This is a genomic window from Streptomyces sp. NPDC037421 (assembly GCF_055602105.1).
Genome location: NZ_JBVJWV010000014.1, coordinates 87,773 through 110,467 on the forward strand (window position 1 = coordinate 87,773; position 22,695 = coordinate 110,467).

General features: G+C 73.5%; 21 protein-coding genes and 1 riboswitch. Of the genes, 12 read left to right on the top strand and 9 right to left on the bottom strand.

The window, feature by feature from the left end:
- Positions 1–88: 88 nt before the first annotated feature.
- On the top strand, positions 89–823 hold the full coding sequence (locus tag ACZ7IF_RS21385) for a GbsR/MarR family transcriptional regulator (RefSeq protein WP_470973493.1): 735 nt from the start codon (positions 89–91) through the stop codon (positions 821–823).
- On the opposite strand, the gene ACZ7IF_RS21390 is transcribed toward ACZ7IF_RS21385, so the two are convergent.
- Positions 820–1,443 carry a response regulator gene (locus tag ACZ7IF_RS21390; RefSeq protein WP_470973495.1) on the bottom strand — a complete coding sequence of 208 codons (624 nt, stop codon included), beginning with the start codon at positions 1,441–1,443 and terminating at the stop codon, positions 820–822. The two genes, ACZ7IF_RS21385 and ACZ7IF_RS21390, sit on opposite strands and share 4 nt — an antisense overlap.
- Positions 1,440–2,588 carry a sensor histidine kinase gene (locus ACZ7IF_RS21395; protein WP_470973626.1) on the bottom strand — a complete coding sequence of 383 codons (1,149 nt, stop codon included), beginning with the start codon at positions 2,586–2,588 and terminating at the stop codon, positions 1,440–1,442. The genes ACZ7IF_RS21390 and ACZ7IF_RS21395 overlap by 4 nt, the downstream gene beginning before the upstream one ends.
- Positions 2,589–3,265: 677 nt before the next feature.
- Here ACZ7IF_RS21395 and ACZ7IF_RS21400 point away from each other — a divergent pair.
- From ACZ7IF_RS21400 to ACZ7IF_RS21415, 4 genes are all read left to right on the top strand, one after another.
- Positions 3,266–3,796 carry a GlcG/HbpS family heme-binding protein gene (locus ACZ7IF_RS21400; protein WP_470973497.1) on the top strand — a complete coding sequence of 177 codons (531 nt, stop codon included), beginning with the start codon at positions 3,266–3,268 and terminating at the stop codon, positions 3,794–3,796.
- A gap of 29 nt (positions 3,797–3,825) precedes the next feature.
- The gene (locus ACZ7IF_RS21405) at positions 3,826–5,229 is read left to right on the top strand and encodes a M1 family metallopeptidase (protein ID WP_470973499.1); all 1,404 of its coding nucleotides are present in this window, start codon (positions 3,826–3,828) and stop codon (positions 5,227–5,229) included.
- A 65-nt stretch (positions 5,230–5,294) separates the two neighbouring features.
- Positions 5,295–5,999: a serine/threonine protein kinase gene (locus tag ACZ7IF_RS21410; protein ID WP_470973501.1), complete on the top strand. Its 705-nt coding sequence runs from the start codon at positions 5,295–5,297 to the stop codon at positions 5,997–5,999.
- Positions 5,996–7,330: a serine/threonine-protein kinase gene (locus ACZ7IF_RS21415; RefSeq protein WP_470973502.1), complete on the top strand. Its 1,335-nt coding sequence runs from the start codon at positions 5,996–5,998 to the stop codon at positions 7,328–7,330. Before ACZ7IF_RS21410 ends, ACZ7IF_RS21415 begins: the two co-directional genes overlap by 4 nt.
- A 127-nt stretch (positions 7,331–7,457) precedes the next feature.
- On the opposite strand, the gene ACZ7IF_RS21420 is transcribed toward ACZ7IF_RS21415, so the two are convergent.
- Positions 7,458–8,033, bottom strand: a complete 576-nt coding sequence (locus ACZ7IF_RS21420; protein WP_470973504.1) for a TerD family protein — start codon at positions 8,031–8,033, stop codon at positions 7,458–7,460.
- Between the two features lie 144 nt (positions 8,034–8,177).
- On the opposite strand from ACZ7IF_RS21420, the gene arfB reads away from it, so the two are divergent.
- Positions 8,178–8,603: an alternative ribosome rescue aminoacyl-tRNA hydrolase ArfB gene (arfB, locus tag ACZ7IF_RS21425; protein WP_470973506.1), complete on the top strand. Its 426-nt coding sequence runs from the start codon at positions 8,178–8,180 to the stop codon at positions 8,601–8,603.
- A 13-nt stretch (positions 8,604–8,616) separates the two neighbouring features.
- On the opposite strand, the gene ACZ7IF_RS21430 is transcribed toward arfB, so the two are convergent.
- Entirely contained in the window at positions 8,617–9,189 is a 573-nt protein-coding gene (locus tag ACZ7IF_RS21430; RefSeq protein WP_470973508.1) for a flavin reductase family protein, read from the bottom strand.
- 304 nt (positions 9,190–9,493) lie between these two features.
- Between ACZ7IF_RS21430 and cdgB the strand changes: the two genes are divergently transcribed.
- Positions 9,494–11,236, top strand: a complete 1,743-nt coding sequence (gene cdgB, locus ACZ7IF_RS21435; protein ID WP_470973509.1) for a diguanylate cyclase CdgB — start codon at positions 9,494–9,496, stop codon at positions 11,234–11,236.
- A gap of 68 nt (positions 11,237–11,304) precedes the next feature.
- On the top strand, positions 11,305–12,333 hold the full coding sequence (locus ACZ7IF_RS21440; RefSeq protein WP_470973511.1) for a CBM35 domain-containing protein: 1,029 nt from the start codon (positions 11,305–11,307) through the stop codon (positions 12,331–12,333).
- 73 nt (positions 12,334–12,406) lie between these two features.
- Here ACZ7IF_RS21440 and ACZ7IF_RS21445 read toward each other — a convergent pair whose 3' ends face one another.
- The 3 genes from ACZ7IF_RS21445 to ACZ7IF_RS21455 all read right to left on the bottom strand — a co-directional run bounded on the left by ACZ7IF_RS21445 (position 12,407) and on the right by ACZ7IF_RS21455 (position 15,520).
- Entirely contained in the window at positions 12,407–13,333 is a 927-nt protein-coding gene (locus tag ACZ7IF_RS21445; protein ID WP_470973513.1) for a 1-phosphofructokinase family hexose kinase, read from the bottom strand.
- A 103-nt stretch (positions 13,334–13,436) separates the two neighbouring features.
- Entirely contained in the window at positions 13,437–14,588 is a 1,152-nt protein-coding gene (gene nagA, locus ACZ7IF_RS21450; RefSeq protein ID WP_470973514.1) for an N-acetylglucosamine-6-phosphate deacetylase, read from the bottom strand.
- On the bottom strand, positions 14,588–15,520 hold the full coding sequence (locus ACZ7IF_RS21455) for an ROK family protein (RefSeq protein WP_470973629.1): 933 nt from the start codon (positions 15,518–15,520) through the stop codon (positions 14,588–14,590). Before ACZ7IF_RS21455 ends, nagA begins: the two co-directional genes overlap by 1 nt.
- Before the next feature lie 210 nt (positions 15,521–15,730).
- Between ACZ7IF_RS21455 and ACZ7IF_RS21460 the strand changes: the two genes are divergently transcribed.
- From ACZ7IF_RS21460 to otsB, 3 genes are all read left to right on the top strand, one after another.
- The gene (locus tag ACZ7IF_RS21460; protein WP_470973516.1) at positions 15,731–17,035 is read left to right on the top strand and encodes an extracellular solute-binding protein; all 1,305 of its coding nucleotides are present in this window, start codon (positions 15,731–15,733) and stop codon (positions 17,033–17,035) included.
- A gap of 55 nt (positions 17,036–17,090) precedes the next feature.
- Positions 17,091–17,372, top strand: a complete 282-nt coding sequence (locus ACZ7IF_RS21465; protein ID WP_470973517.1) for a DUF3263 domain-containing protein — start codon at positions 17,091–17,093, stop codon at positions 17,370–17,372.
- 153 nt (positions 17,373–17,525) lie between these two features.
- Positions 17,526–18,383, top strand: a complete 858-nt coding sequence (otsB, locus tag ACZ7IF_RS21470; RefSeq protein WP_470973518.1) for a trehalose-phosphatase — start codon at positions 17,526–17,528, stop codon at positions 18,381–18,383.
- A 148-nt stretch (positions 18,384–18,531) separates the two neighbouring features.
- Here otsB and ACZ7IF_RS21475 read toward each other — a convergent pair whose 3' ends face one another.
- Together ACZ7IF_RS21475 and ACZ7IF_RS21480 are read right to left on the bottom strand one after the other, a co-directional pair.
- A complete protein-coding gene (locus ACZ7IF_RS21475) occupies positions 18,532–20,007 on the bottom strand; it encodes an alpha,alpha-trehalose-phosphate synthase (UDP-forming) (protein WP_470973520.1) in 1,476 nt (491 codons plus the stop codon).
- A gap of 88 nt (positions 20,008–20,095) precedes the next feature.
- Complete coding sequence (locus ACZ7IF_RS21480; protein WP_470973521.1) at positions 20,096–21,046, bottom strand: glucosyl-3-phosphoglycerate synthase; 951 nt, start codon at positions 21,044–21,046, stop codon at positions 20,096–20,098.
- A gap of 215 nt (positions 21,047–21,261) precedes the next feature.
- A riboswitch (SAM riboswitch) is annotated at positions 21,262–21,400 on the top strand.
- 17 nt (positions 21,401–21,417) lie between these two features.
- On the opposite strand from ACZ7IF_RS21480, the gene thrC reads away from it, so the two are divergent.
- Entirely contained in the window at positions 21,418–22,692 is a 1,275-nt protein-coding gene (thrC, locus tag ACZ7IF_RS21485; RefSeq protein WP_470973523.1) for a threonine synthase, read from the top strand.
- Positions 22,693–22,695 lie beyond the last annotated feature (3 nt).

The following is a 22,695-nucleotide window of genomic DNA, read 5'->3' on the forward strand; positions in this document are numbered from 1 at the left end:
GTGAACGCAATGGCGGCCGGAGGGGCGAATTGCAATGGGGTTGGTGCGGATGCATACTGCGCGTGTCGACGAGGGGAGGCGGGTGCCGATGCCCGGAGGACGGCTCACCGGCGAGGACCGCCGGAACATCGCCGCGTGGCTGGCCGAAGGCCTCGGATACACGGAGATCGGCCGCCGGCTGGGGCGGCCCGCCTCGACCGTCATGCGGGAGGTCATCCGCAACGGCGGGCCCGAGGAGTACGGGGCGGAGCGGGCGCAGGACGCCACCCGGGACCGTGCGCGCCGCCGCAAGCAGCCGGCGCGGCCGACGGTGCCGCAGACCGCGGACGGCGGCCACGGGCGGGACCCGCAGGCGGTGCGGGAGTTCACGGAGTCCTTCACCGGGCTGCTGGCCCAGCAGGGGCTGCCCCCGATGGTCTCCAGGGTGCTGGCCTGCCTCTACACCACCGACTCGGGCGCGCTCACCGCTGCCGAGCTGGTCGAGCGGCTCCACGTCAGCCCGGCGTCCGTCTCGCACGCCGTCACCTGGCTCGAACAGCAGGGGATGCTCAGGCGGGAACGGACCCCCGGCGCGCGCCGCGAGCGCTACGCCATCGACGACGAGCTGTGGCTGCGGTCGCTGCTGGCGGCCGCCCGGATGAACGACGTGCTGGTGGCGGAGTCGCAGCGAGGCGCCGAGATCTTCGGCGCCGCGACCCCGGCGGGCGCGCGCTTCGAGTCCTCCGTCGAGCTGCTCACGCTCGTGAACGAGTCCCTGCGGCGGTCGATGGAGGAGTGGCAGCGGCGGCTGGCCGAGCGTGCCGGCGGCGGCCGGCCGGACTAGGAGGGCAGCAGGCGCTGCTCCTTGGCCACCGCCACCGCGCCCGCGCGGGTGTCGACGCCGAGCTTGTCGTAGATGCGGCCCAGGTGGGTCTTGACCGTGGCCTCGCTGATGAACAGCGCGCGGGCGATGTCGCGGTTGCCCAGGCCCCGGGCCAGCTGGCCCAGGATGTCGAGTTCGCGGTCGGTGAGGGTGGGCCGCGTACCGCGCATGTGGGCCATGACCCGGCTCGCGACGGGCGCGGACAGCGTGGTGCGGCCGGCCGCCGCCGAGTGGATGGCGGCGAACAGCTCCTCGGGGCGTTCCGCCTTCAGCAGGTAGCCGGTCGCGCCCGCGCCGATCGCCCGGGTGATGTCCGCGTCCGTGTCGTACGTGGTGAGGACCAGGACGTGCGGCGGCTGGGGGAGGGCCGTGATGCGGCGGGTGGCTTCGACGCCGTCGATGCCCTCGCCGAGCTGGAGGTCCATCAGGACCACGTCCGGCCGGAGCTTGGCGGCCAGCGCGACCGCCTCCTCGCCGCTGCCGGCCTCGCCGAGCACCTCGATGTCCGGCTCGCTGCCGAGGAGCGCGAGGAGTCCGGCGCGGACCACCACGTGGTCGTCGCAGAGGAGGATCGTCGTCATCCTGTGGGCTCCAGGGGGATTGAGGCGGAGAGGACGGTGCCCTCGCCGGGGGTGGATTCGATCGTCAGGGTGCCGCCGAGCTGGCGCACGCGGGCGCGCATGGCCGGGAGGCCGTGGCCGCGGCCGGGGTCGCCGCCGGTGGCGTCGGTGAAGCCGGATCCGTCGTCCGCGATGTCCAGGACCACCTGGTCGCCGAGGAAGCTGAGGGTGAGGGCGGCGGTGTGCGCGTGCGCGTGCTCGCGGATGTTGGCCAGGGCGCCCTGGGCGATGCGCAGGAGCGCCGATTCGGTGCGGTCCGGGAGGGGGGTGGGTACGCCCTCCAGGTGGAAGCGGACCTCGACGCCGGGGCCGGCGTCCAGGGCGCGCAGGGCCTCGGCGAGGCCGGCGCCGTTGTCCAGCTCGGGCGGGGCCAGGTCGTGGACCAGGCGGCGGGCCTCGGCGAGGCCGCGGGCCGCGATGCCGTTTGCGGTGCGGACGTGCGCGCGGGCGGTGGCCGGGTCGCTGTCCCAGGTGCGGTCGGCGGCCTGGAGCAGCATCTGCTGGCTGGACAGGTGCTGGGCCAGGGTGTCGTGGATCTCCATGGACAGCCGCTGCCGTTCGGCGAGGGTGCCTTCGCGGCGTTCGGTGGCGGCGAGTTCCCGGCGGGTGCGGATCAGGTCGTCGATCAGCGCGCGCTGGGCACGGGCCTGGCGCTCCATGTGGACGAAGACGGCCGTGGCGAGGGCGGCGATGGCGGGCGGGGCCAGGAGGAGGTTGGGGTCGAAGGCGGTGGAGAGCTTCATCTGGGCCGCGACGACGAAGACGGTGAGTACGGCGACCAGGACGGCGGCGGCGCGCGGGGGAAGGGTGCGCAGGGCGGTGAAGAACAGCGGTACGGCGCACCAGGCGAAGCTCGGCGCGAGCACGACGAGGACCACCCAGGTGGCGACGACGAGGCCGAGCCAGAGGCGGCGGCGCAGGGTGGGGGCGGACGGCTGGTCGGTGGCCCGGGCGGCCGGGGTGACGCCGACGGCGGGGCCGAGGACGTACAGCAGGGCCAGGGCGATGCCGAGGGAGATCACCCAGGGGGTGCGGGGTTCGCCGGGGTGGCGGAGCAGGAAGCGGGCCACCGATGCGCCGAGCAGGAGGAAGAACGCCGTGTGCATGACGGCGGCGAGGGTGCGGGTGTCGGGTGCGGTCGCGGGGTGCCGGGTCACGGCGTGGCTCCTGGGGGTGGGTCGGTGGTGTCCATGCTGCCGCAGCCCTGGCCGGGCCTTTGCCCTGGCCGGGCGGTTGTCGGTGAGGGGCGTTGTCCTGCCGGGCGGGGTTGCGGGTGCGTGCTGCGGGGGCCGGGGTCGGTGCCGGGGTGGGGTGTCGTCCGGGACGGGCTTCGATGTTCGGCGCCCGATCCGGATCCGGTTTGTACGGGGTACCGCGCGCCGAATTCATCTCGTTTTGGTCCCGGACGACACCCCACCCCGTCCCCGCCCCCGGCCGGTACCTTCCGGCCCCGGTCGGCACCTTCCGGCCCCGGTCGGCACCTCCAGCCCCGCCGGCGTTTGAGGCGCGGGTCAGGGCGGAGCCCTGGGAACGGTGGAAGGGCGGGTAGGGGACCAGCCCCGCGCAGCGGCACCGCACCCCGCCCGGCCAGGGCAGCGGCCCCGCGCGGGGAGGGGGGTCACCCACCAGGGAAACGGGCGGCCGGCCCCACCGCATCGGCCGATCGGTTGACCCCCGGGTCAACCGGTGCGGTCGGTCGGGCGAGCCGGTACGGGGACGGGGCGGGGCGGGGGGCGGGGCGAGGCTTGGAGGGAGCCAAGCCGACGACCCAACAGGAGCTGAAATGAACACCCGCACCCGCGTTCTCACCGGTACCGCCCTCGCCGTCGTCCTCGGCGCCGGGACCTTCGGCGCCGTCAGCGCCAGCGCCACCCCCGCCGCGCCGGCCAAGAAGGACTCGGACAAGAACTTCACCACCTCCACGCACCTCACCATCGGTGCCGCCACCCGCGCCGCGCAGGCCGCGCTGGAGGCCGCCGAGAAGGAGAACCAGAAGGTCACCGTCGCCGTGGTCGACCGCAACGGCAACACCATCGTCACCCTCCGCGGCGACGGTGCGGGCCCGCAGTCCTACGAGTCGGCGCAGCGCAAGGCCTTCACCGCCGTCTCCTGGAACGCCCCGACCTCGGTCCTCGCCGGCCGCCTCGCGCAGGCCCCGAACCTGAAGGACATCCCCGGCACCCTCTTCCTCGGCGGCGGCGCCCCCGTGCAGGCGAGCGGCGCCCCGGTCGCCGGCATCGGCGTGGCCGGCGCCCCCAGCGGCGACCTGGACGAGAAGTTCGCCAAGGCCGGCGTGGAGTCCCTGCAGAAGTGAGTCCGGGCTCCGCTCCTTAGGATCGGTGCGTGGAACTCAAGCGCCTGGCCGTCCCCGCCGTCACCGCCCTGCTCGTCCTCGCGACGGGATGTACGGGCGCGACGGTGCAGGGGCGGCCCGGTGCGTCCGGGCTGCGCGATCCGTTCTTCCCCCGGGCGGGCAACGGCGGCTACCAGGTCGAGCACTACGCGCTGGACCTCGCCTACGACCCCGCCGACGGGCAGCTGCACGGCACGGCCGTCATCACCGCCCGCGCCGAGCAGGGGCTCAGTTCCTTCAACCTCGATCTGAGCGGGCTCAAGGTCGAGGGCGTGGACGTGCAGGGTGCGCGGGCGCGGTACAACCGGACCGGCAACGAGCTGACGGTGCGCCCGGCCAAGGACCTGAAGAAGGGCGAGGTCTTCCGTACGACGGTGGACTACGCCGGGCGGCCGAAGCCGGTCGTCGATCCGGACGGGGCGCACGAGGGCTGGATCACCGCCGAGGACGGTGCGGTCGCCGTCGGCGAGCCGGTGGGCTCGATGGGCTGGTTCCCCGGCAACCACCATCCGAGCGACAAGGCCGCGTACGACGTGACGGTCACCGTCCCGGACGGGTACGAGGCCGTGTCCAACGGGCAGCTGCGCTCCCGCCGGGCGGTGGGGGACGGGCGGACCGAGTTCGCGTGGCACAGCCCGGAGCCGATGGCGAGCTACCTGGCGACCGTGGCCATCGGGAAGTTCAAGGTGACGACCGGGCGGACGCCCTCGGGGGTCGAGGTGTACGACGCCGTCGCTCCCGGTGAGGCGGCGGGCAGTGAGGCGGCGCTGAAGCGGCTGCCGGAGATCGTGGAGTGGGGCAGCGCGAAGTTCGGCCCGTACCCCTTCGGCACCGCCGGTTCGATCGTGATGCCCGCGCGGACCCTGGAGTACGCGCTGGAGACGCAGACCAAGCCCGTCTACTCCGGCGCGCCCGACGAGGAGCTCGTGCTGCACGAGCTGGCCCACCAGTGGTTCGGGAATTCGGTCTCGCCGAAGTCCTGGCGGGACATGTGGCTCAACGAGGGCTTCGCCACGTACGCGGAGTGGCTGTGGTCGGAGGACCGGGGCGGGATCAGCGCGGAGCGCCGGTTCCGGGCGTTCCTGGCGGGTGACACCTCCGTCGACGACCAGGCCGGCGGGGACTGGGCCGCGTTCCCGCCCGCGGCCCCGCCCGGTGCCGACCACGTCTCCGACTCGCCCGTGTACTACCGGGGTGCGATGGTCCTGCACCGGATCCGGCAGGAGGTGGGGGACGAGAAGTTCTTCGACCTGCTGCGCGGCTGGGCCGCCGACCACCGGTACGGCAACGCGAGCACCGCGGACTTCACGGCGTACGCGCAGCGGCGCACGGGCCACGACCTGAAGAAGGTCTGGGACGTGTGGCTGTACGGGGAGGGACGCCCCAAGGCGTAGGCGCCGGTGGCTTGTATGCGACGCGGTTCACGTGGAGCTTGCACGGACCATGCCAAGATCCGTCCATGGCGGGGCTGGTGGTGCACACGGAGCACGGGCGGCTGGAGCTCGGGCCCGGGGAGGCGGTCCGGTTCGGCCGGGGTGCTCCCGGGGTTCCGGTGGGGCTGGTGCTCGACGATCCGGCGGTGCCGCGGCTGGCGGGCGAGATCCTCGCCACCGAGGACCACTGGCGCCTGAGCAACCTCGGGTACGGGCAGAGCCTGCTGGTGGAGAACCCGGAAGGGGCGGGCGAGTACTTCCGCGTCGCCCCGCGGCGGATCGGCGCCCCGGTGCCGTTCGAGTTCGCCCGGGTGGTCCTTCCGACCCGGTCGCCGGGCGGTCTCGCCATCCAGGTGTACGCGCCCGGGCACAGCTACGCCGAGACGGCCGGGGAGCTGGACGGGGAGGGCACGGTCGCGGCGTTCAGCCTCGACGAGACGGCCACGTACTTCGCGGTGCTGGTCGCCCTGTGCGAGCCGCGGCTGCGGGACCAGTCCGCCACCGTGATCCCGACGACCCGGCAGGTGGCCGAGCGGCTCGCGGGGCTGAGCGAGCAGGCGGTGGGCTTCCACATCGACTACCTCGCCCGCAGCAAGCTCCGTGTGAAGCCCGCCGGGGAGGCCGGGGGCCGGCTGGAGTGGAAGCGGGAGCTGGTGGTGAGCCTCGCCCTGCGCTTCGGGCTGGTGCGCGAGGAGCACCTGGCGCTGCTGCCGGCCAGGCTCCGGCGGTGAGGGGCACGGAGGAGGCCGGGGTGCCGGCCGGCTACCGGGTGGGCGGCTGGGAGGTCACCGGCCACATCGCCTCGGGGAGCTGGGGCAGCGTGTACGCGGCCCGGGGAGCCGGGGGCGACGAGGTCGCCCTGAAGTTCCTCGGTACGCAGGGCCTCGCGCCCCGGCAGGCCCGGGAGCTGGCCGCGACGGCCAGGCGGGAGGCGGAGTTCAGCCGCCAGGCGGTGCACCCGCACCTGATCCGGATCTTCGACACGCTGACCGTCGACGACCCGGGGCTGCCGGCCGCCGACGGCGCGGTCGTCCTGGTGATGGAACGGGCGGAACGCAGCCTCTGGGACGTCCTCGCCGCCGGGGGGCCGCTGCCGGACGCGGGAGCAGTGCTCACCGAGGTGATCACCGCGCTCGCGCACCTGCACGCCGAGGGCTGGGTGCACGGCGATCTGAAACCGGCCAACATCCTCCTGTCACGCGACGGCTCGGTACGGGTGGCCGACTTCGGCCTGATCGCCCGGCTGGAGGGGACGCACGGGTACGCGCCCCCGTGGGGCTCCCCCGACTACCTGCCGCCCGAGCGGCGCGGGGCCCTGCTCGACGAGCGGGGGGTCCGCACCCGGCCGGACGCCGACGTGTGGGCGTTCGGGGTGACCGCCCACCAGGTCCTCACCGGCGGGGCGCTGCCCTTCCCCGGGGCCACCCCGGCGGCCCGGGCGGCGGCCGTCGTGGAGTACGCGGCGGGACGCTCCCCCCTGCGGCTCGCAGCCGGTCTGCCCCCGGGGTGGGCCGCCCTGATCGCCGACTGCCTGAGCGCGGACCCCGCGGTCCGCGGCACGCACACCGCGCGCAGCCTGATCCCGCGGGTACGGGAGGCGGCGGGCGGGCCGCCGCGGGGTCGGCGGAGGGGCCGCGCGAGACGTCTGGTGACGGCGGCGGCCGCGTCCTTGGCCTCGCTGCTGGCGTGCCTGGGCACGGGGGAGCCGGCGCCGTCGGGTGAGGCCGGGGTGGAGGGGTACGGGAATCCGCCCCTCGCGGTCTACGTGGGCGTCCCCAACGGGTGCGCGCACTTCAGCCTGCGGACGCCGGAATGCCGCACCGACCTGGTCATCGACCCCCGTGCCGTTCGGGGCGGCGGCAACCGCCTGGCGCTCGCCGCCTGGCCGGGCGACGTGTTCACGGCGGAGTGCGAGGTCCGTGACGGGCGGTGGTACGCGGACCAGACGGGGCTGGAGGGCCACCGCTACTACCAGGTGCGGGTACAGGACGCGCCGAACGGGCACGCGTACATCCCGGCCATCGGCCACGTGTCGCAGCCCGAGCTCCCGGAGTGCCGCTGACCGCCACAGGGCCTTGCGCAGCACGGTGCAGCACCGCGCGGGGCCGGCCCGTCTCGGGGTCATCGGCGTGGCGAAGCCCCCTGCCCGGCAGCGGCCGGGAGGGGGCTTCGGCCCGGTGGGACGCGGGTCAGACGTTGACGCCGAAGTCCTGGGCGATGCCGACGAGGCCGGAGGCGTAGCCCTGGCCGACCGCACGGAACTTCCACTCGGCGCCGTTGCGGTAGAGCTCGCCGAAGACCATGGCGGTCTCGGTGGCCGCGTCCTCGGAGAGGTCGTAGCGGGCGATCTCGGCGCCGCCGGCCTGGTTCACGACGCGGATGTAGGCGTTGCGGACCTGGCCGAAGTTCTGGCTGCGGGTCTCGGCGTCGTAGATCGAGACCGGGAAGACGATCTTGTCCACGTCGGCGGGGAGGCCGGCGAGGTTGACGTTGATGGCCTCGTCGTCGCCCGAGCCCGCGCCGGTGCGGTTGTCACCGGTGTGGACGATGGTCTGGTCCGGGGTGGACTTGTTGTTGAAGAAGACGAAGTGGCCGTCGGAGACGACCTTGCCCGTGGCGTTGACCGCGATGGCGGAGGCGTCCAGGTCGAAGTCGACACCGGTCGTCGTACGCACGTCCCAGCCGAGGCCGACCGTGACGGCGCTGAGGCCCGGGGCCTCCTTCGAGAGCGAGACGTTGCCGCCCTTGGACAGGCTTACTGCCATTTTGACTGGTGTCCTTCCTCGACGCTTGACCGCTTTGTGGGGTCAAGTTACCGCTGCCCTTCATAACGCGGGGAGGGGGCGCGGAGGTTCCGGGACCCGGAAATGCGGGTGACGGCGGCGCGGTCGGGGGCCGATCATAGGGCCATGCCTGGTCCCTATGTCATCCGCGGTTCCGTCGTGCTCCCCGAGGCGGAGCTCGCCTGGCGGTTCTCGCGTTCCTCCGGGCCGGGCGGGCAGCACGTCAACACCTCCGACTCGCGCGTGGAGCTGCTGTTCGACCTGGCGGCGACCAAGGCGCTGCCGGACGTGTGGAGGGAGCGGGCGCTGGAACGGCTCGCGTCCCGGCTGGTGGACGGGGTGGTGACGGTACGGGCCTCCGAGCACCGCTCGCAGTTCCGCAACCGGGAGATGGCGCTGGTCCGGCTGGCCTCGCTGCTGGCGGAGGCCACGGCCCCGCCGCCGAAGCCGCGCCGGGCGACCAAGATCCCCCGGGGCATCAACGAGCGGCGCCTGCGGGAGAAGAAGGCCCGGGGCGAGACCAAGCGGAACCGCAGCTCGCGCGACTGGTAGCCGGGCCCCGGCGTTACGGGGCCAGATGGCGGTAGCGGCCGCGGAAGTACGCCAGCGGCGGCGCCTCCGGGACCGGCAGGGCGGCGCCGAGGACGCGGCCGACGACCAGGGTGTGGTCACCCGCCGTGACGCGGGACTCGGTGCGGCACTCCAGGGTGGCCAGCGCTCCCGACAGCAGCGGCGCGCCCGACAGGGCGCCGCGTACGTACGGCAGACCCTCGAACAGCAGCCGGTCGCTGATCCGGGCCTTCATCGAGAAGCGGCTCGCGACCTGGAGCTGGCTGTCCGCGAGGAGGGAGACCGCCCACAGCGGCTGCTCGGCGAGCAGGTCGTCCATCCGGGATCCCTCGCGCACGCTGACCAGGACCAGCGGCGGGTCCAGGGAGACCGACATGAAGGCGGTGGCCGTCATGCCGACGTCCTCGCCGCGCGGTCCGTCGGCGCTCAGGGGCGGCTCGTGCGCGGTGATCAGGCACACGCCCGCCGTCAGCCGGGACATGGCGGCCCGGAACTCGTCGTCGCTCACCCCCTCAGGATGGGGGGTGGTGAGCAGGGGGGCCGGGTCTACGGGGGTCGTCTTGGGCACGTACCGAACGCTAGTCCCGCGCCCGCGCGGCGCACATCGGACCCTGGTCCGAGCCGCGTCCCCGCCCCCAGGCCTAGGCCCCGGGCGTATCGTTTGCCCCCGGGAATGAGAGGGAGCGCTCCCACTCCGTACCCGTCTCTCAGAACGCCCTTGTTCATCTCATGTGACTTGAGTCACAGAGGGCAAGATTTGTTGACCCTGTGTACCTGCCGCACAGCTCACTGTGATTCAGTGGACGGGACACCGCAACGAAACGCCGATGACAAACCTGGAGTTGCTGTCGAGGTCTCGGGGAGAGCGAGCAATGGAGACCGAGTCGGAGCCGTACGTCCGTCTTGCGACCCTGCGGCAGCTGCACCAGGTGGTGGCCGAGCTCAACACGGCCCGGAGCCTGGCGGACACCCTGCAGACCGTCGTGGACGGCATCGTCAGGGGCCTCGGCTACGAACTCGCCTGTGTCAACCTCGTACGCCCTGACGGGGATCTCGTCGTGGCGGCCTTCGCGGGCGACCCCGCCGCCGAGGCCCTGATCACCGGCCGCGTCGGCTCCCGCGCCGCCTGGGAGCGCCGCCTGACCATGGGCGAGGACTGGGACGGCCTGCGCTTCATCCCGCACACCGAGGGCTGGGTCCTGATGGAGGACGACGTCCCCCAGTGGCACACCGACGGCCCCGATCCGCGCTTCCTGGACGAGTGGCACCCCGAGGACCGGCTCTACGCCCCCATGTACGCGACCGGCGGGGAACTTCTGGGTGTCATTTCGGTGGACAGGCCGCGCAACGGGCGCCGACCCGGCGCGTGGGGGCGCGAAGCGCTCCAGATGTACGCCTTCCAGGCCGCCATTGCGATCAGCAACGCGAGGCTGCGCGCGAACATGCAGCGGGCCCTCGTCCGGCTGGAGCGCGAGCAGCAGGCGCTGCGCGCGAGTGAAGAGTCGTTCCGGCAGGCCTTCGAGTACGCGCCCAGCGGCATGGCCATCGCCGAGATGGGCGGCGACCAGCACGGCCGGCTGCTGCGCACCAACGACGCCCTGTGCCGCCTGCTGGGCCGGCCCGCCTCCGTGCTGCGCCGCTACTCCTTCTCCGACCTCGTCCACCCCGAGGACATCGGCACCCTGCTGCGCACCTCCGCCGAAGGCGGCCGCGCCGAACTGCGCCTCGGGCGGCGCGACGGCACGTACGTATGGGTCTCGCTGCGCAACTCGGTGGTCGCCGACGCCGCCGACGGCCCCCGCTTCCTGCTCACGCACGTCGAGGACATCGAGGAGCGCAAGCGGCACGAGCTCCAGCTCGCGCACCGGGCCAGCCACGACTCCCTCACCGGCCTGCCCAACAGCGCCGAACTGCGCTCCCGGCTCGGCGCACGTCTGTGCAGGCGGCCCCAGTCCGTACGGGCCAGCGCGGTCGAGGCGCTGGACGCGGCGTACGAGGGCCGCCCCGAGGCGGGTGGTGCCGGCGAGCACGGCTTTCCACCCGACGGACAGCCCCACGGACAGCAGCACGGGTACGACGGCGGCTTCCAGGCCGCCCCGGCCGCCGGGCAGGCGGGCGACGGCTTCGACTTCCCCGGCGGTTTCCCGGGCGGCCCGGACGGTCCGTACGACCACCACGTGCACACGGTGGCGCCCGCCACGGACGTCGACGACGGCACGAAGGGGCTGGCGGTGCTCTTCTGCGACCTCGACGGCTTCAAGTCGATCAACGACCGGTTCGGCCACCACACCGGCGACGCCGTCCTCATCGAGGTGGCCCGGCGCCTGACGACGTGCGTCAGGGACGGTGACACCGTCGCCCGGCTGGGTGGTGACGAGTTCGTCGTCCTCGCCGACGGGCTGGGCGCCGCCGACGCCGCCGACCTCGCCGTGCGGCTGCGCAACGCGATCATCCCGCCGATCCGGGTGGACGGCCGCGCGGTGCGCGTGGGGGCGAGTTTCGGCATCGGCTGGGCCAGCTGCGGGATGTCCGCGGACGAGGTGCTGCGCTCGGCCGACCAGCGGATGTACATCGAGAAGCGGTCCCGCTCCAAGGCCCACCGCCGGGCCGGCTGATCTGATCGGCCACCCGTGTGCGCACGTGTTCGGGGTAGGCTCCCGTGGGTCGAAAGGAGTGACCTGCGATGACGACGCCCGCGAACAACGGCCCGCACGGTGGGGCGAACCAGCCCGGGGACGATGACCCGTTCGGCTACCTCTACGCGGACGGCCAGGCCGCCGGAGCCACCCCGCCCGGTCAGGGTGGCGGATACGGCTACCCCGGCCCGACGGCCGGCGGACCGCCCGGTGCGCAGCCCGGCGTCCCCCGGACCTCGTACAACCAGGTGCGCACGGTCGGCGAGCGGACGTACGGCGGCCAGCGCGGCGCCGTTCCGCAGCAGCAGCCCCCGCAGGCCTACCAGGCCCAGTACCAGGCGCCCGAAGCCCTCCAGGCGAACGGCTACGGCGTCCCGCAGCAGCCGTCCGCGCAGACGGCGCAAGTCCGTCCCGTGCCGCCCCGTGGCGGCGGCCGCGGCGGCGGCTCCAGCCGCCGGGGCCTGCTGATCGCGGCGGTCGCGGTGGTGGCGGCCGTCGGCATCGGCATCGGCGCGGCCGTGGTCTTCGGCAAGGACAAGGACAAGGACGCGAAGAACCAGGCGACCGGCCCGACCCAGTCGGCGGCGCCCTCGAAGAAGTCCGAGCCGGAGCCGAGCAGTTCGCCGGAGCCCTCCAAGGCCCCGCTGCCCAAGGGGGAGGCCGCCGGCGCCGGCATGGCCCTCACCGGCGGAGCGGCCCTGCAGAACAGCGTCCCCGGCTCCAAGAGCTCGGGCGGCCAGTACGTCGGCAACTTCAACCAGACGGGCGCCGCGCTGACCTGGACGGCCGAGCTGCCCGAAGCCGGCGACTACACGCTGAACGTCAACTACGCGGTGCCGGGCAAGGACGCGAAGGTCACGCTGACGATCAACGGGCAGACCCCCACGCAGTCCCTGAACCTGGCCAACTTCTCCAAGGCCGAGGCGGGCGCCTGGGAGAAGGGCTGGACCCGGACCTACGCCTTCGTCACCCTCAAGAAGGGCACGAACACGATGAAGATCTCGTGCGAGGCCGGCAACCAGTGCGATGCCATATTCGATCAGCTGCGCCTCACCTCCGGCTGGGCCAAGGGCTGACGGCCGGCCGGCGACGGACGCCACGAGGGGGAGACGCGCCGGCTGCGTCTCCCCCTCGGCCGTTCCCCCGCGCCTACGGGGCGGGGAGCGGCACGGCCCTGATCTGCGGGGCGATCTCCTCGTACGTGCGCGGGTCGAAGTCTCCCGCCGTCGGGGCGTGCACGGTGGCCGCGGAGAGGGCCACCGCACGGGTCAGCCGCTCGGGCCAGTCCAGGCCCCGGATCAGGGCCGAGAGCAGGCCCGCGACGGCGGAGTCGCCCGCGCCGGTGGGGTTCCCGCGCAGCGGGCGGGGCGGGGCCGCCTCCCAGGTGCCGTCGGGGGTGGCGGCGAGCAGGCCGGAGGGGCCGAGCGAGGTCACCACCGCCTGGGCGCCCCGGCGGCGGGCGTCGCGGGTGGCGGGGAGCGGGTCGCGGGCGCCGGTCAGCTCCGCCAGTTCGGCCGCGTTCGGCTTGATGATGTCCGGCCGGGCGGCGACCCCGCGGCGCAGGGCCTCGCCGCTGGTGTCGAGCAGTACGGGGAGGCCGGCCGCGCGGGCCGCCCGTACGAGGACCGCGTACGCGCCGACCGGCACGCCCGGCGGCAGGCTGCCGCACAGGGCCACCGCGCGGGCGCCGGTGAGGAGTTCGGCGTACCGCTCCAGGAAGGCGGCCCATTCGGCGGCGGAGATCTGCGGGCCGGGCTCGTTGAACTGGGTGGTGTCGCCGGTGCTCTCGTCGACGACGGCCAGGGTGCGCCGGGTGGTGCCCGCGCAGGGGACGAGGGCGTCGGCCACTCCGGGGGCGTCGGCGATGAGTTCGCGTACGGTCTGGCCGGCGGGGCCGCCCGCGAAGCCCGTGGCCGTGACCTCCTCGCCGAGCGCGCCGAGCACCCGGGCCACGTTCAGACCCTTGCCGCCGGCGCGTTCGGCGACAGCGGTGACCCGGTGGGAGGTGTGCGGCAGCATTCGCGGCACCCGGTGGGTGACGTCGAGCGCGGTGTTGAGCGTCACGGTGAGGATCATGGCCAGCCCCGGTCTTGGTGTGTGCCGGGATCATGCCAAATCGAGGGCGGCCAGCCCAGTCCCGCGGGCGGGCCGCCCCCTTTGCGCCGGTGGAAAGGCCGGTTCAGCCCAGCGGGCTGACGATCCATTCGCCGCGCCGCATGACGCCCTTGACGTCGAACGCGGCGTCGAGGACCACCAGGTCGGCGTACTTGCCGGGCTCCAGCGAGCCGACCTCGTCGTAGAGGCCGAGCAGCTTGGCCGGGTTGGCCGAGATCGCCTGGACCACGGACTCGACGGGCAGCCGGTCCACCGTCACCGACCGCTTGAACGCGGTGTCCAGGGTCAGCGTGGAGCCGGCGATGGAGCCGCCCTCCACGAGCCGGGCGACGCCGTCCTTGACCTCCACCTCCAGCGGGCCGAGGTGGTAGGTGCCGTCGCCGAAGCCGGCCGCGTCCATGGCGTCGGTGATCAGCGCGACGCGGTGCGCGCCCGCGTGGTGGAAGGCCAGTTCCAGCATCGCCGGGTGCAGGTGGGTGCCGTCGTTGATCAGCTCGACGGTGACCCGCTCGTCCTCCAGCAGCGCCGCGATCGGGCCCGGGGCGCGGTGCTCCAGGCCGGGCATGGCGTTGTAGAGGTGGGTGGCGACGGTCGCGCCGGCGTCGATGGCCTGGCGGGTCTGGTCGTACGTGGAGTCGGTGTGGCCGATCGCGGCGATGACCCCGTGCTCGGCCAGCAGCCGTACGGAGTCCAGCCCGCCGGGGAGTTCGGTGGCGAGGGTGACCATGCGGGTCGCGCCGTGCGCGGCGTCGACCAGCTTGCGGACCTCGGCCGGGTCGGGGTCGCGCAGCAGGTCGGCCTTGTGGGCGCCCTTGCGGCAGGGGTTGATGAAGGGGCCCTCGAAGTGGATGCCGGCGATCTCGCCCTGCTGGGTGAGCTCGGCGAGCAGCCCGGCGCGGCGGGCCAGTTCGTCCAGGTCGCCGGTGACGGTGGAGGCGACGAGGGTGGTGGTGCCGTGCTCGCGGTGGGTGCGTACGCCCTTGAGGACCTCCTCGGCGGTGCCGGAGGTGAAGGAGGCGCCGCCGCCGCCGTGGTTGTGCATGTCCACGAAGCCGGGGACGATCCAGTGCCCCGACAGGTCGGCGACCGTCGCGCCCTCGGGGGCGCTGCCCGCGACGCGGGCGCCCTCGACGATGACGCGGCCGCCCGCCACGATCCCGGTGGGCAGCACCACCCTCGCGCCGGAGAGAACGGTGCTGTGTGCGCTTCCGGACATCAGGCAGGTACCTCCGTGGCGAGTAGGTCCCAGGCGAGCAGCCCTGCGCCCAGGCATCCGGCGGTGTCCCCGAGGGCAGCCGGAACGATCTCGGGCAACCGCTGGAACGTCACGCGCTCCTCGACGGCCGTCCTCAGTGGTGTGAACAAGGTTTCCCCCGCCTCGGCGAGCCCGCCACCGATGATCAGCGTGCTCGGGTCCAGCAGGGTGATCGCGGTCACCAGGCCGTCGGCGAGGGCGCCGATGGCGGCCAGCCAGACCTCGCGGGCGGCCGCGTCGCCGGATTCGACGGCCTTGGCGCAGTCGGCGGCGTCGGCGTCGGGGTCGCCGGAGGCGGTGGCCCAGGCGCGGCTGACGGCGGAGGCGGAGGCGAGGGTCTCCAGGCAGCCGTGCTGGCCGCAGCCGCAGGCGGGGCCGCCGGGGCGGACCACGATGTGCCCGATCTCGCCCGCGTAGCCGTGGGCGCCGGCCTCGATGCGGCCGGCGATGCCGATGGCTCCGGCGATGCCGGTGCCGAGCGGGACGAAGAGGAAGCGCTGGGCGCCGAGGCCCGCGCCGATGCGGCCTTCGGCGAGTCCGCCCGTGCGGACGTCGTGGCCGAGGGCGACCGGGATCCCGCCGAGGCGGGCGGTGAGCAGGTCGCGCATCGGTACGTCCCGCCAGCCCAGGTTCGCCGCGTACACGGCGATGCCGCGCTCGGCGTCGACGATGCCGGGGACGGCGACGCCGGCGGCCGAGGCGGGCGTACCGAAGCGTGCGCGGCCCAGGTCGAGGAGCTCGGCGGCGAAGTCCAGGATCGTCTCGACGACGGCTTCGGGGCCCCGCTCGCGGCCGGTGGCGCGGCGTGCCTCGTGCAGCAGGGTGCCGTCCGCCCCGATCAGGGCGGCCTTGATCCCGGTGCCGCCCACATCGAGGGCGATGACGTGTTTCACGGGTTTCACAGCAGACAGTCTCGCGTGCTCGGCGGGGAAAGGTCTAGTCCATTGGAGGGGATTGTTGACTGGCCATACAAATTCGGACCCCCGGCCGGACACGGTCCGGACACAGTCCGCGGCAAGGCCCGTTCCGGATGTGGAGGAGCCGCCAAAGTGGTGTAGACCTTACGTCGGATCGTACGTACAACCTGGGGTGGATCAAGAACTGTGAAGGGCCGTTACCTGAGGCCGGCCGCGACCGGCGCCGCGCTGTGCCTGACCGTGGCGACGCTGGCGGGCTGTGGAACCGTGTCCGGCCTCACCGGGGACAACGAGGTGACCCTGCGGGTCGTGGCGGCCGACTACGGGGACAATCCGCAGAACTCCTCCGCCGGCTACTGGAAGAACCTCGCCACCGCCTTCGAGAAGGACAACCCCGGCGTCCACGTCGAGGTCAGCGTCTACTCCTGGTCCGAGGTCGACGCCAAGGTCGCCGCGATGGTCAAGGCCGGCAAGGCCCCCGACATCGCCCAGATCGGCGCCTACGCCGACTACGCCGAGGCCGGCAAGCTCTACACCGCCGACGAGCTGCTCTCCGTCACCACCGAAGCCGACTTCCTCGCCCCGCTCGCCGACGCGGGCAAGGTCAAGCGGGTCCAGTACGGGATGCCGTTCGTGGCCAGCACCCGGCTGCTCTTCTACAACACCAAGCTGCTCGGCGACGCCGGGATCATCCCCAAGGACGGCAACACCCCCTGGCAGCCCAAGAGCTGGGCGGACATCGAGGCCGCCGCCAAGAAGCTCAAGGCCGCCAACGTCCCGACCCCCTTCGCGCTGCCGCTCGGCCGCGAGGAGGCCCAGGCCGAGACGATGATGTGGATGCTCGCGGGCGGCGGCGGCTACACCGACAACGAGGAGGCGTACTCGATCGACTCCCCGGAGAACATCAAGTCGCTGGAGTTCCTCCGCGACAAGATGGTCGGCCAGCAGCTCACCGGCCCCGTCGAACCGGGCAAGCTCGACCGCCAGACCGCCTTCGACGCCTTCACGCGCGGCGAGGTGGGCATGCTCAACGGCCACCCGACCCTGCTGAAGCAGGCCGCCGGCAAGGGCGTGAAGTTCGGCATGGTCACCATGCCGACCGCCGACGGCACCGACCACTCCACCATGGGCGTCGCCGACTGGGTCATGGCCTTCAAGAACGGCCACAAGAACGAGTCCGGGAAGTTCCTGGACCACCTCTTCTCCGCGAAGAACGTGACCACCTTCACCAACCAGTACGACCTCCTGCCCGTCACCACCAGCGGCTACCGGGCCATGGCCGCCAGCACCGGCGGCTCGGCCGCGCAGCTGCGGACCTTCCTGACCGCCCTGCCGAACGCCCGGCTCTACCCGGTCGGCAAGAAGTCCTGGGCCGGGGTCAGCGAGGACGTCAAGCAGAACATCGGCAAGGCCGTACAGCCGGGCGGACAGCCCGCGAAGGTCCTGGAGGAGATAGCGACGTCGGCGCGCAAGGCGGACGGCGAGCGCTGAGCCCCTGCGGGGTGCGGGCCGGGGCGGTGTCGGTGGGCGGCGTTAATCTGGCCGTATGACGGACGGCGGGCAGGCGGGTGACACGGGCGGCGCGGCGGCGGAGACGGCGGAAGGCCGGCTGACCGCCGCCGAGGCCGCCGTGCTCGCGTACGAGGGCCGCAGCTGGCCCGGGCCCGGCGCCAAGGAGCGGGCGATACGCGAGGGCCTCGGGCTCACCCCGGTCCGCTACTACCAGCTGCTCAACGCCCTCATGGACGACCCCCGCGCCCTCGAACACGCCCCCGGCACCGTCAACCGCCTCCGCCGCATCCGCGAGGCCCAGCGGGCCCGCCGCTAGGGGCGGCCTCCCGGACGGGCCCAGCGGCCGTCGGCCGCCTGCCGCGCGGGTGCGCCGATTGCGTCCGCCGCCCCGTGGGCCCGACCGAGCCCGCCTGGAGCGGCCTCCGCGAAGGCTGGGCGGGCTCCGCGCCACGCCGGTAGGGTCGTCCGTATGGGGAGCCAGCCGCACGACCTGCCGCCGATGCCCGTGCCCGCCACCGCAGCCGGACGCGAGGGACTCGAAGCCCTCCTCCGCGCACCCCGCAGAGCCGTCATCGCCCTCGACTTCGACGGCACCCTCGCCGAGATCGTCCCCGACCCCGACCAGGCCCGCGCCCACCCGGACGCCGTCCCCGCGCTCGCCGCGCTCGCGCCCGAGGTCGAGGCCGTCGCCGTCGTCACCGGCCGGCCCGCCGGGGTCGCCGTCCGCTACGGCGGCTTCGCCGGGGTCCCCGGGCTGGAGCACCTCGTCGTCCTCGGCCACTACGGCGCCGAGCGCTGGGACGCCGTCAGCGGCGTCGTGCACGCCCCCGCCGCGCACCCCGGGGTCGCGGCCGTACGGGCCGAGCTGCCCGGGTTCCTCGACGCCATCGGCGCGTGGCGCGGGACCTGGATCGAGGAGAAGGGCCAGGCGCTCGCCGTCCACACCCGCCGCGCCGAAGACCCCGCGGCGGCCTTCGAAGCCCTGCGCGAACCCCTGGCGGAGCTCGCCGCCCGCCACGGGCTGATGGTCGAGCCCGGCCGCGCCGTCCTGGAGCTGCGCCCGCCGGGCATGGACAAGGGCGTCGCCCTGACGGAGTTCCTCGCGGAACGCGACGCCGGGGCCGTGCTGTACGCGGGGGACGACCTGGGCGACCTCGCGGCGTACTCGGCGGTCGAGAAGCGCCGCGCCGACGGCCTCCCGGGCCTCCTGGTGTGCAGCGGCTCGGCGGAAGTCCCCGAACTGGCGGCCCGAGCCGACCTGGTCCTCCCCGGCCCGGCCGCGGTGACGGCATTCCTCGCACAGCTGGCGGCGGCGCTGCGGGGCTGAGGGCTCCCGGTGCGGGCCCGCCATCTCCCCCTCGACCCCGTGGGGCGGGGCGGTGGTTGCCCACCCACCGTCCCGCAGACAAGGGGCGGGTGGGTAGCCGCCGCCCCGCCGCAGGGGGGGAGAGAGAGGGCCCGCGCCGCGAGTCGGCCTACCCGCGCAGTGCCGCCAGCTGCGCTTCGAACCATGCCGCCGGGGGGAGGGCCGTGGCGGATGCGGCCAGGCGCTTCGTGCGTTCGGCGCGTTCCGCGTCCGGCATCGTCAGGGCCTCGTGGAGGGCTTCGGCCGTCGCGGTGACGTCGTACGGGTTGACCGTCAGGGCGTCCGCGCGGAGTTCCGCGTACGCTCCCGCCCCGGTGGACAGGACCAGCGCGCAGCCCGCCTCCGAGACGACCGGGATCTCCTTCGCGACCAGGTTCATCCCGTCCCGCACCGGGTTGATCAGTGCCACGTCCGCCAGCCGGTACGCCGCCAGGGAGCGGGCGAAGTCGTCCTGGACGGACACGAGGACCGGCTGCCAGTCCTCCGTGCCGAACTCCGCGTTGATCTCCTCGGCCAGTTCGCGCACGGACTCCGTGTAGTCCCGGTACACCTTCAGGTCCTGCCGGGACGGGTAGGCGGACGCCAGGTGGACCACCCGCCCCCGCCACTCGGGGTGGACGGTCAGCAGTTCCCGGTAGGCGAGCAGCCCGCGCAGGATGTTCTTCGACAGCTCGGTGCGGTCGACGCGGACGATGGTCTTGCGGTCGCCGACCTCCGCCCGCAGCGCCGCGAGTTTGTCCTCGACCTCCGGCCGGTGCGCCAGTGCCCGCAGGTCGTCCGCGTCCACGCCCAGCGCGAAGACCGCGACGTCGGTCCGCTTGTGGCGCACGGGGCTCATGGGGCTCTTCTGCACGTAGCGGGCCTTCGACGGCTCCACCCCGGCCGGGAACACGGGCTCGGCGGTGCCCCGCTCGTCGTCCAGGCGCGCGCCGGCCATGAAGGAGTGCGCCCAGGCCCAGGTGTGGAAGCCGACCAGGTCCGCCCCCAGCATCCCCCACATCAGCCGGCTCCTGATGTCGTCCGGGAGCATCTCCAGGAACTCCGGCGACGCCCACGGCGTGTGCGTGAAGTGCGCGATCCGCAGGTCGGGGCGCAGTTCGCGGAGGGCTCCCGGGACCAGGGCGAGGTGGTAGTCCTGGACCAGGACCGACGCGCCCTCGGCGGCCTCCTCGGCCAGGGCTTCGGCGAAGGCCTGGTTGTACGCCGCGTACGAGTCCCAGCGCCGCCGGAACTCCGCGTCGAAGACCGGCTCGCGCGGGACGTCGTACAGGTGGTGGTGGGTGAACCAGAGCACGGAGTTCGCGATGCCGTTGTACGCGTCGTCGTACACCGCGGGGTCGATGTCCAGCATCCGGACTCCCGGCTCGGACACGCCCCGGCGGACCGCCTCCCGGTCGGCATCGGAGAGGGCGGCGCAGATCCACAGGGCCTCCGGCTGTGCCGCGAGCGCCGAGGAGAGGCCGGAGACGAGGCCGCCGCCGCCGCGCCGGGCGCTGAGGGTGCCGTCGGCGTCGAGGGCGTACGAGAGCGGGCCGCGGTTGGCGGCGACGAGTACCTGGGGAGCCACGGGGGAAGGGGAAGCCATGCCGCGAACCTAGCCCGGGGCCCGCTCGCTCAAACGTCCGGGAAATGTCCGGTTCGTCACGTACTGGTCAGGCTCCCGCGCCGCCGCCTCACGCCACGCGCCGCCCCGCGTACTCCTTGATCTCCGCCATCGGCGGCCGCTCCTCCGTGTCCACGGCGAACGTGCGCGGGACGAAGCCGTCCGGGCCGCGCTCGAACTGCGTCAGCTCCGGCCGTACGAGGTGCCCGCGCGAGAGCCGCAGCTGCGCGGTGCGGTAGATCGCGGCGGCCATCCGGCCCAGCGCCTGCCCGTCCTGGTGCCGGTGCAGCCGGACCCCCACGTCCACCTGGGCCAGCGCGTCCAGTCCGACCGTGTGCAGCGCGTCCACCAGCAGGCCCAGCTCCACCCCGTACCCGACCGGGAAGGGCAGGCGTTCCAGCAGGGAGCGGCGTACGGCGTACTCGCCGCCCAGCGGCTGGACGAAGCCGGCCAGCTGGGGCCAGTGGAGGTTGAGGAGCGGCCGGGCCACCAGCTCCGTGACGCGCCCGCCCTGGCCCGGGGCGTCGCCGAGGGGGCGGTCGTACATCGCCTTGACGAACTGGACCTGCGGGTCGGTGAGCAGCGGCCCGACGATCCCGGAGACGAAGGAGGAGTCGAAGTCCCGCAGGTCGGCGTCCACGAAGCAGACGACGTCCCCGGTGGTGGCCAGCAGGGAGCGCCACAGCACCTCGCCCTTGCCGGGCAGGGCCGGGATCCGGGGCAGGATCGAGTCCCGGTGCACCACCCGGGCGCCGGCCTTCGCCGCGACCTCGGCCGTGCGGTCGGTGGAGCCGGAGTCGACGACCACCAGCTCGTCCACCAGGGGGACCGGGAGGCCCTCGATCAGGTCGCGCCGGATGATCTCGACGATCTCCCCGACGGTGGCCTCCTCGTCGAGCGCGGGCAGCACCACGCTCACCGTCGTCCCGGCCGCCCGTTTCCGGTCGAGCAGCTGGTCGAGCGGTCGGTCGGCGGCGGACCAGGAGCGGTCTGCCAGCCAGCGCTCCACCTCATCCAGCACTCTCAGCACTCCCTGCGCTTCTCTGCGGCATACCCCGACACTTCGCACTCGGCGGATTTAGGCCGAATTGTGATCCATCTCGCGGTTCGGACGGCTGTCTCAACCACCCGTCCCTTCGGTTACAGTCTTGAACAACGCGAGAGACCACCGCATGCCGGGGGTCCCGCGCACAAACGCACCGGCGCGCCACAGAGCGCGTGTGTCCGGTGCCATACCGCTCATCCAGAGGGGCAGAGGGACACGGCCCGTTGAAGCCCCGGCAACCCTCCAGTCGGTTCTCGCCAGCGCGAGGCCCCGGCTAGGGAAGGTGCCAATTCCGTCTCATGGCGAAGTGCGCCATGGGGAAGATGAGGAGAAAGGGCCTCGCCATCATGGCTGCACAGACCGTCGCCACCTCTGTCGACCTCGGACCCGCCACCGGACTTTCCTGTCGCGAGTGCGGTACCCGCTTCGAGCTCGGCCCCGTCTTCGCCTGCGTCGAGTGCTTCGGCCCCCTGGAAGTCGCCTACGAGCTCCCGCTCGGCGACCCCGAGGCCCTGCGCACCGCGATCGAGGCCGGCCCGAACAACATCTGGCGCTACGCGCCGCTGCTGCCCGTCCCGGCGGACGTGGCCGCCAAGCCGAACCTGAACCCCGGCTTCACCAAGCTCGTGGACGCCGAGAACCTGGCCAAGGAGCTGGGCGTCACCGGCAAGCTCTACGTCAAGGACGACTCCGGCAACCCGACGCACTCCTTCAAGGACCGCGTCGTGGCCATCGCCGTCGAGGCCGCCCGCGCCTTCGGCTTCACCACCCTGTCCTGCTCCTCCACCGGCAACCTGGCCGGCGCCGTCGGCGCCGCGGCCGCCCGGGCTGGCTTCCGCTCCTGCGTGTTCATCCCGCACGACCTGGAGCAGGGCAAGGTCGTCATGGCCGGCGTCTACGGCGGCGACCTCGTCGGCATCGAGGGCAACTACGACGACGTCAACCGCTTCTGCTCCGAGCTCATCGGCGACCCGCTGGGCGAGGGCTGGGGCTTCGTCAACGTCAACCTGCGCCCCTACTACGGCGAGGGCTCCAAGACCCTGGCGTACGAGATCTGCGAGCAGCTCGGCTGGCAGCTGCCCGACCAGATCGTCATCCCGATCGCGTCCGGCTCCCAGCTGACGAAGATCGACAAGGGTCTGCAGGAGCTGATCAAGCTCGGCCTCGTCGAGGACAAGCCGTACAAGATCTTCGGCGCCCAGGCCGAGGGCTGTTCCCCGGTGTCCACCGCCTTCAAGGCCGGCCACGACGTGGTCCGCCCGCAGAAGCCGAACACCATCGCCAAGTCCCTGGCCATCGGCAACCCGGCGGACGGCCCGTACGTCCTGGACATCGCGCGGCGCACCGGCGGCTACGTCGAGGACGTCAACGACGAGCAGGTCGTCGAGGCCATCAAGATCCTGGCGCGCACCGAGGGCATCTTCGCCGAGACCGCGGGCGGCGTGACCGTCGGCGTGACGAAGAAGCTCATCGAGAACGGGCAGCTCGACCCGGCGCTGACCACCGTGGTCCTGAACACCGGTGACGGCCTCAAGACCCTGGAGGCGGTGGCCGCGGACAGCGGCCAGACCGCCACCATCCGCCCGAGCCTGGACGCGTTCCGCGCCGCCGGCCTGGCCTGATCC

Coding starts and splice junctions, on each gene's coding strand:
- ACZ7IF_RS21475 (WP_470973520.1), bottom strand. CDS start 20,007: ATGGCTTCCCCTTCCCCCGTGGCTCCCCAGGTACTCGTCGCCGCCAAC.
- ACZ7IF_RS21400 (WP_470973497.1), top strand. CDS start 3,266: ATGAACACCCGCACCCGCGTTCTCACCGGTACCGCCCTCGCCGTCGTC.
- cdgB (WP_470973509.1), top strand. CDS start 9,494: ATGGAGACCGAGTCGGAGCCGTACGTCCGTCTTGCGACCCTGCGGCAG.
- arfB (WP_470973506.1), top strand. CDS start 8,178: ATGCCTGGTCCCTATGTCATCCGCGGTTCCGTCGTGCTCCCCGAGGCG.
- ACZ7IF_RS21385 (WP_470973493.1), top strand. CDS start 89: ATGCCCGGAGGACGGCTCACCGGCGAGGACCGCCGGAACATCGCCGCG.
- ACZ7IF_RS21465 (WP_470973517.1), top strand. CDS start 17,091: ATGACGGACGGCGGGCAGGCGGGTGACACGGGCGGCGCGGCGGCGGAG.
- nagA (WP_470973514.1), bottom strand. CDS start 14,588: ATGTCCGGAAGCGCACACAGCACCGTTCTCTCCGGCGCGAGGGTGGTG.
- ACZ7IF_RS21440 (WP_470973511.1), top strand. CDS start 11,305: ATGACGACGCCCGCGAACAACGGCCCGCACGGTGGGGCGAACCAGCCC.
- ACZ7IF_RS21390 (WP_470973495.1), bottom strand. CDS start 1,443: ATGACGACGATCCTCCTCTGCGACGACCACGTGGTGGTCCGCGCCGGA.
- ACZ7IF_RS21445 (WP_470973513.1), bottom strand. CDS start 13,333: ATGATCCTCACCGTGACGCTCAACACCGCGCTCGACGTCACCCACCGG.
- thrC (WP_470973523.1), top strand. CDS start 21,418: ATGGCTGCACAGACCGTCGCCACCTCTGTCGACCTCGGACCCGCCACC.
- otsB (WP_470973518.1), top strand. CDS start 17,526: ATGGGGAGCCAGCCGCACGACCTGCCGCCGATGCCCGTGCCCGCCACC.
- ACZ7IF_RS21420 (WP_470973504.1), bottom strand. CDS start 8,033: ATGGCAGTAAGCCTGTCCAAGGGCGGCAACGTCTCGCTCTCGAAGGAG.
- ACZ7IF_RS21410 (WP_470973501.1), top strand. CDS start 5,295: ATGGCGGGGCTGGTGGTGCACACGGAGCACGGGCGGCTGGAGCTCGGG.
- ACZ7IF_RS21395 (WP_470973626.1), bottom strand. CDS start 2,588: ATGCACACGGCGTTCTTCCTCCTGCTCGGCGCATCGGTGGCCCGCTTC.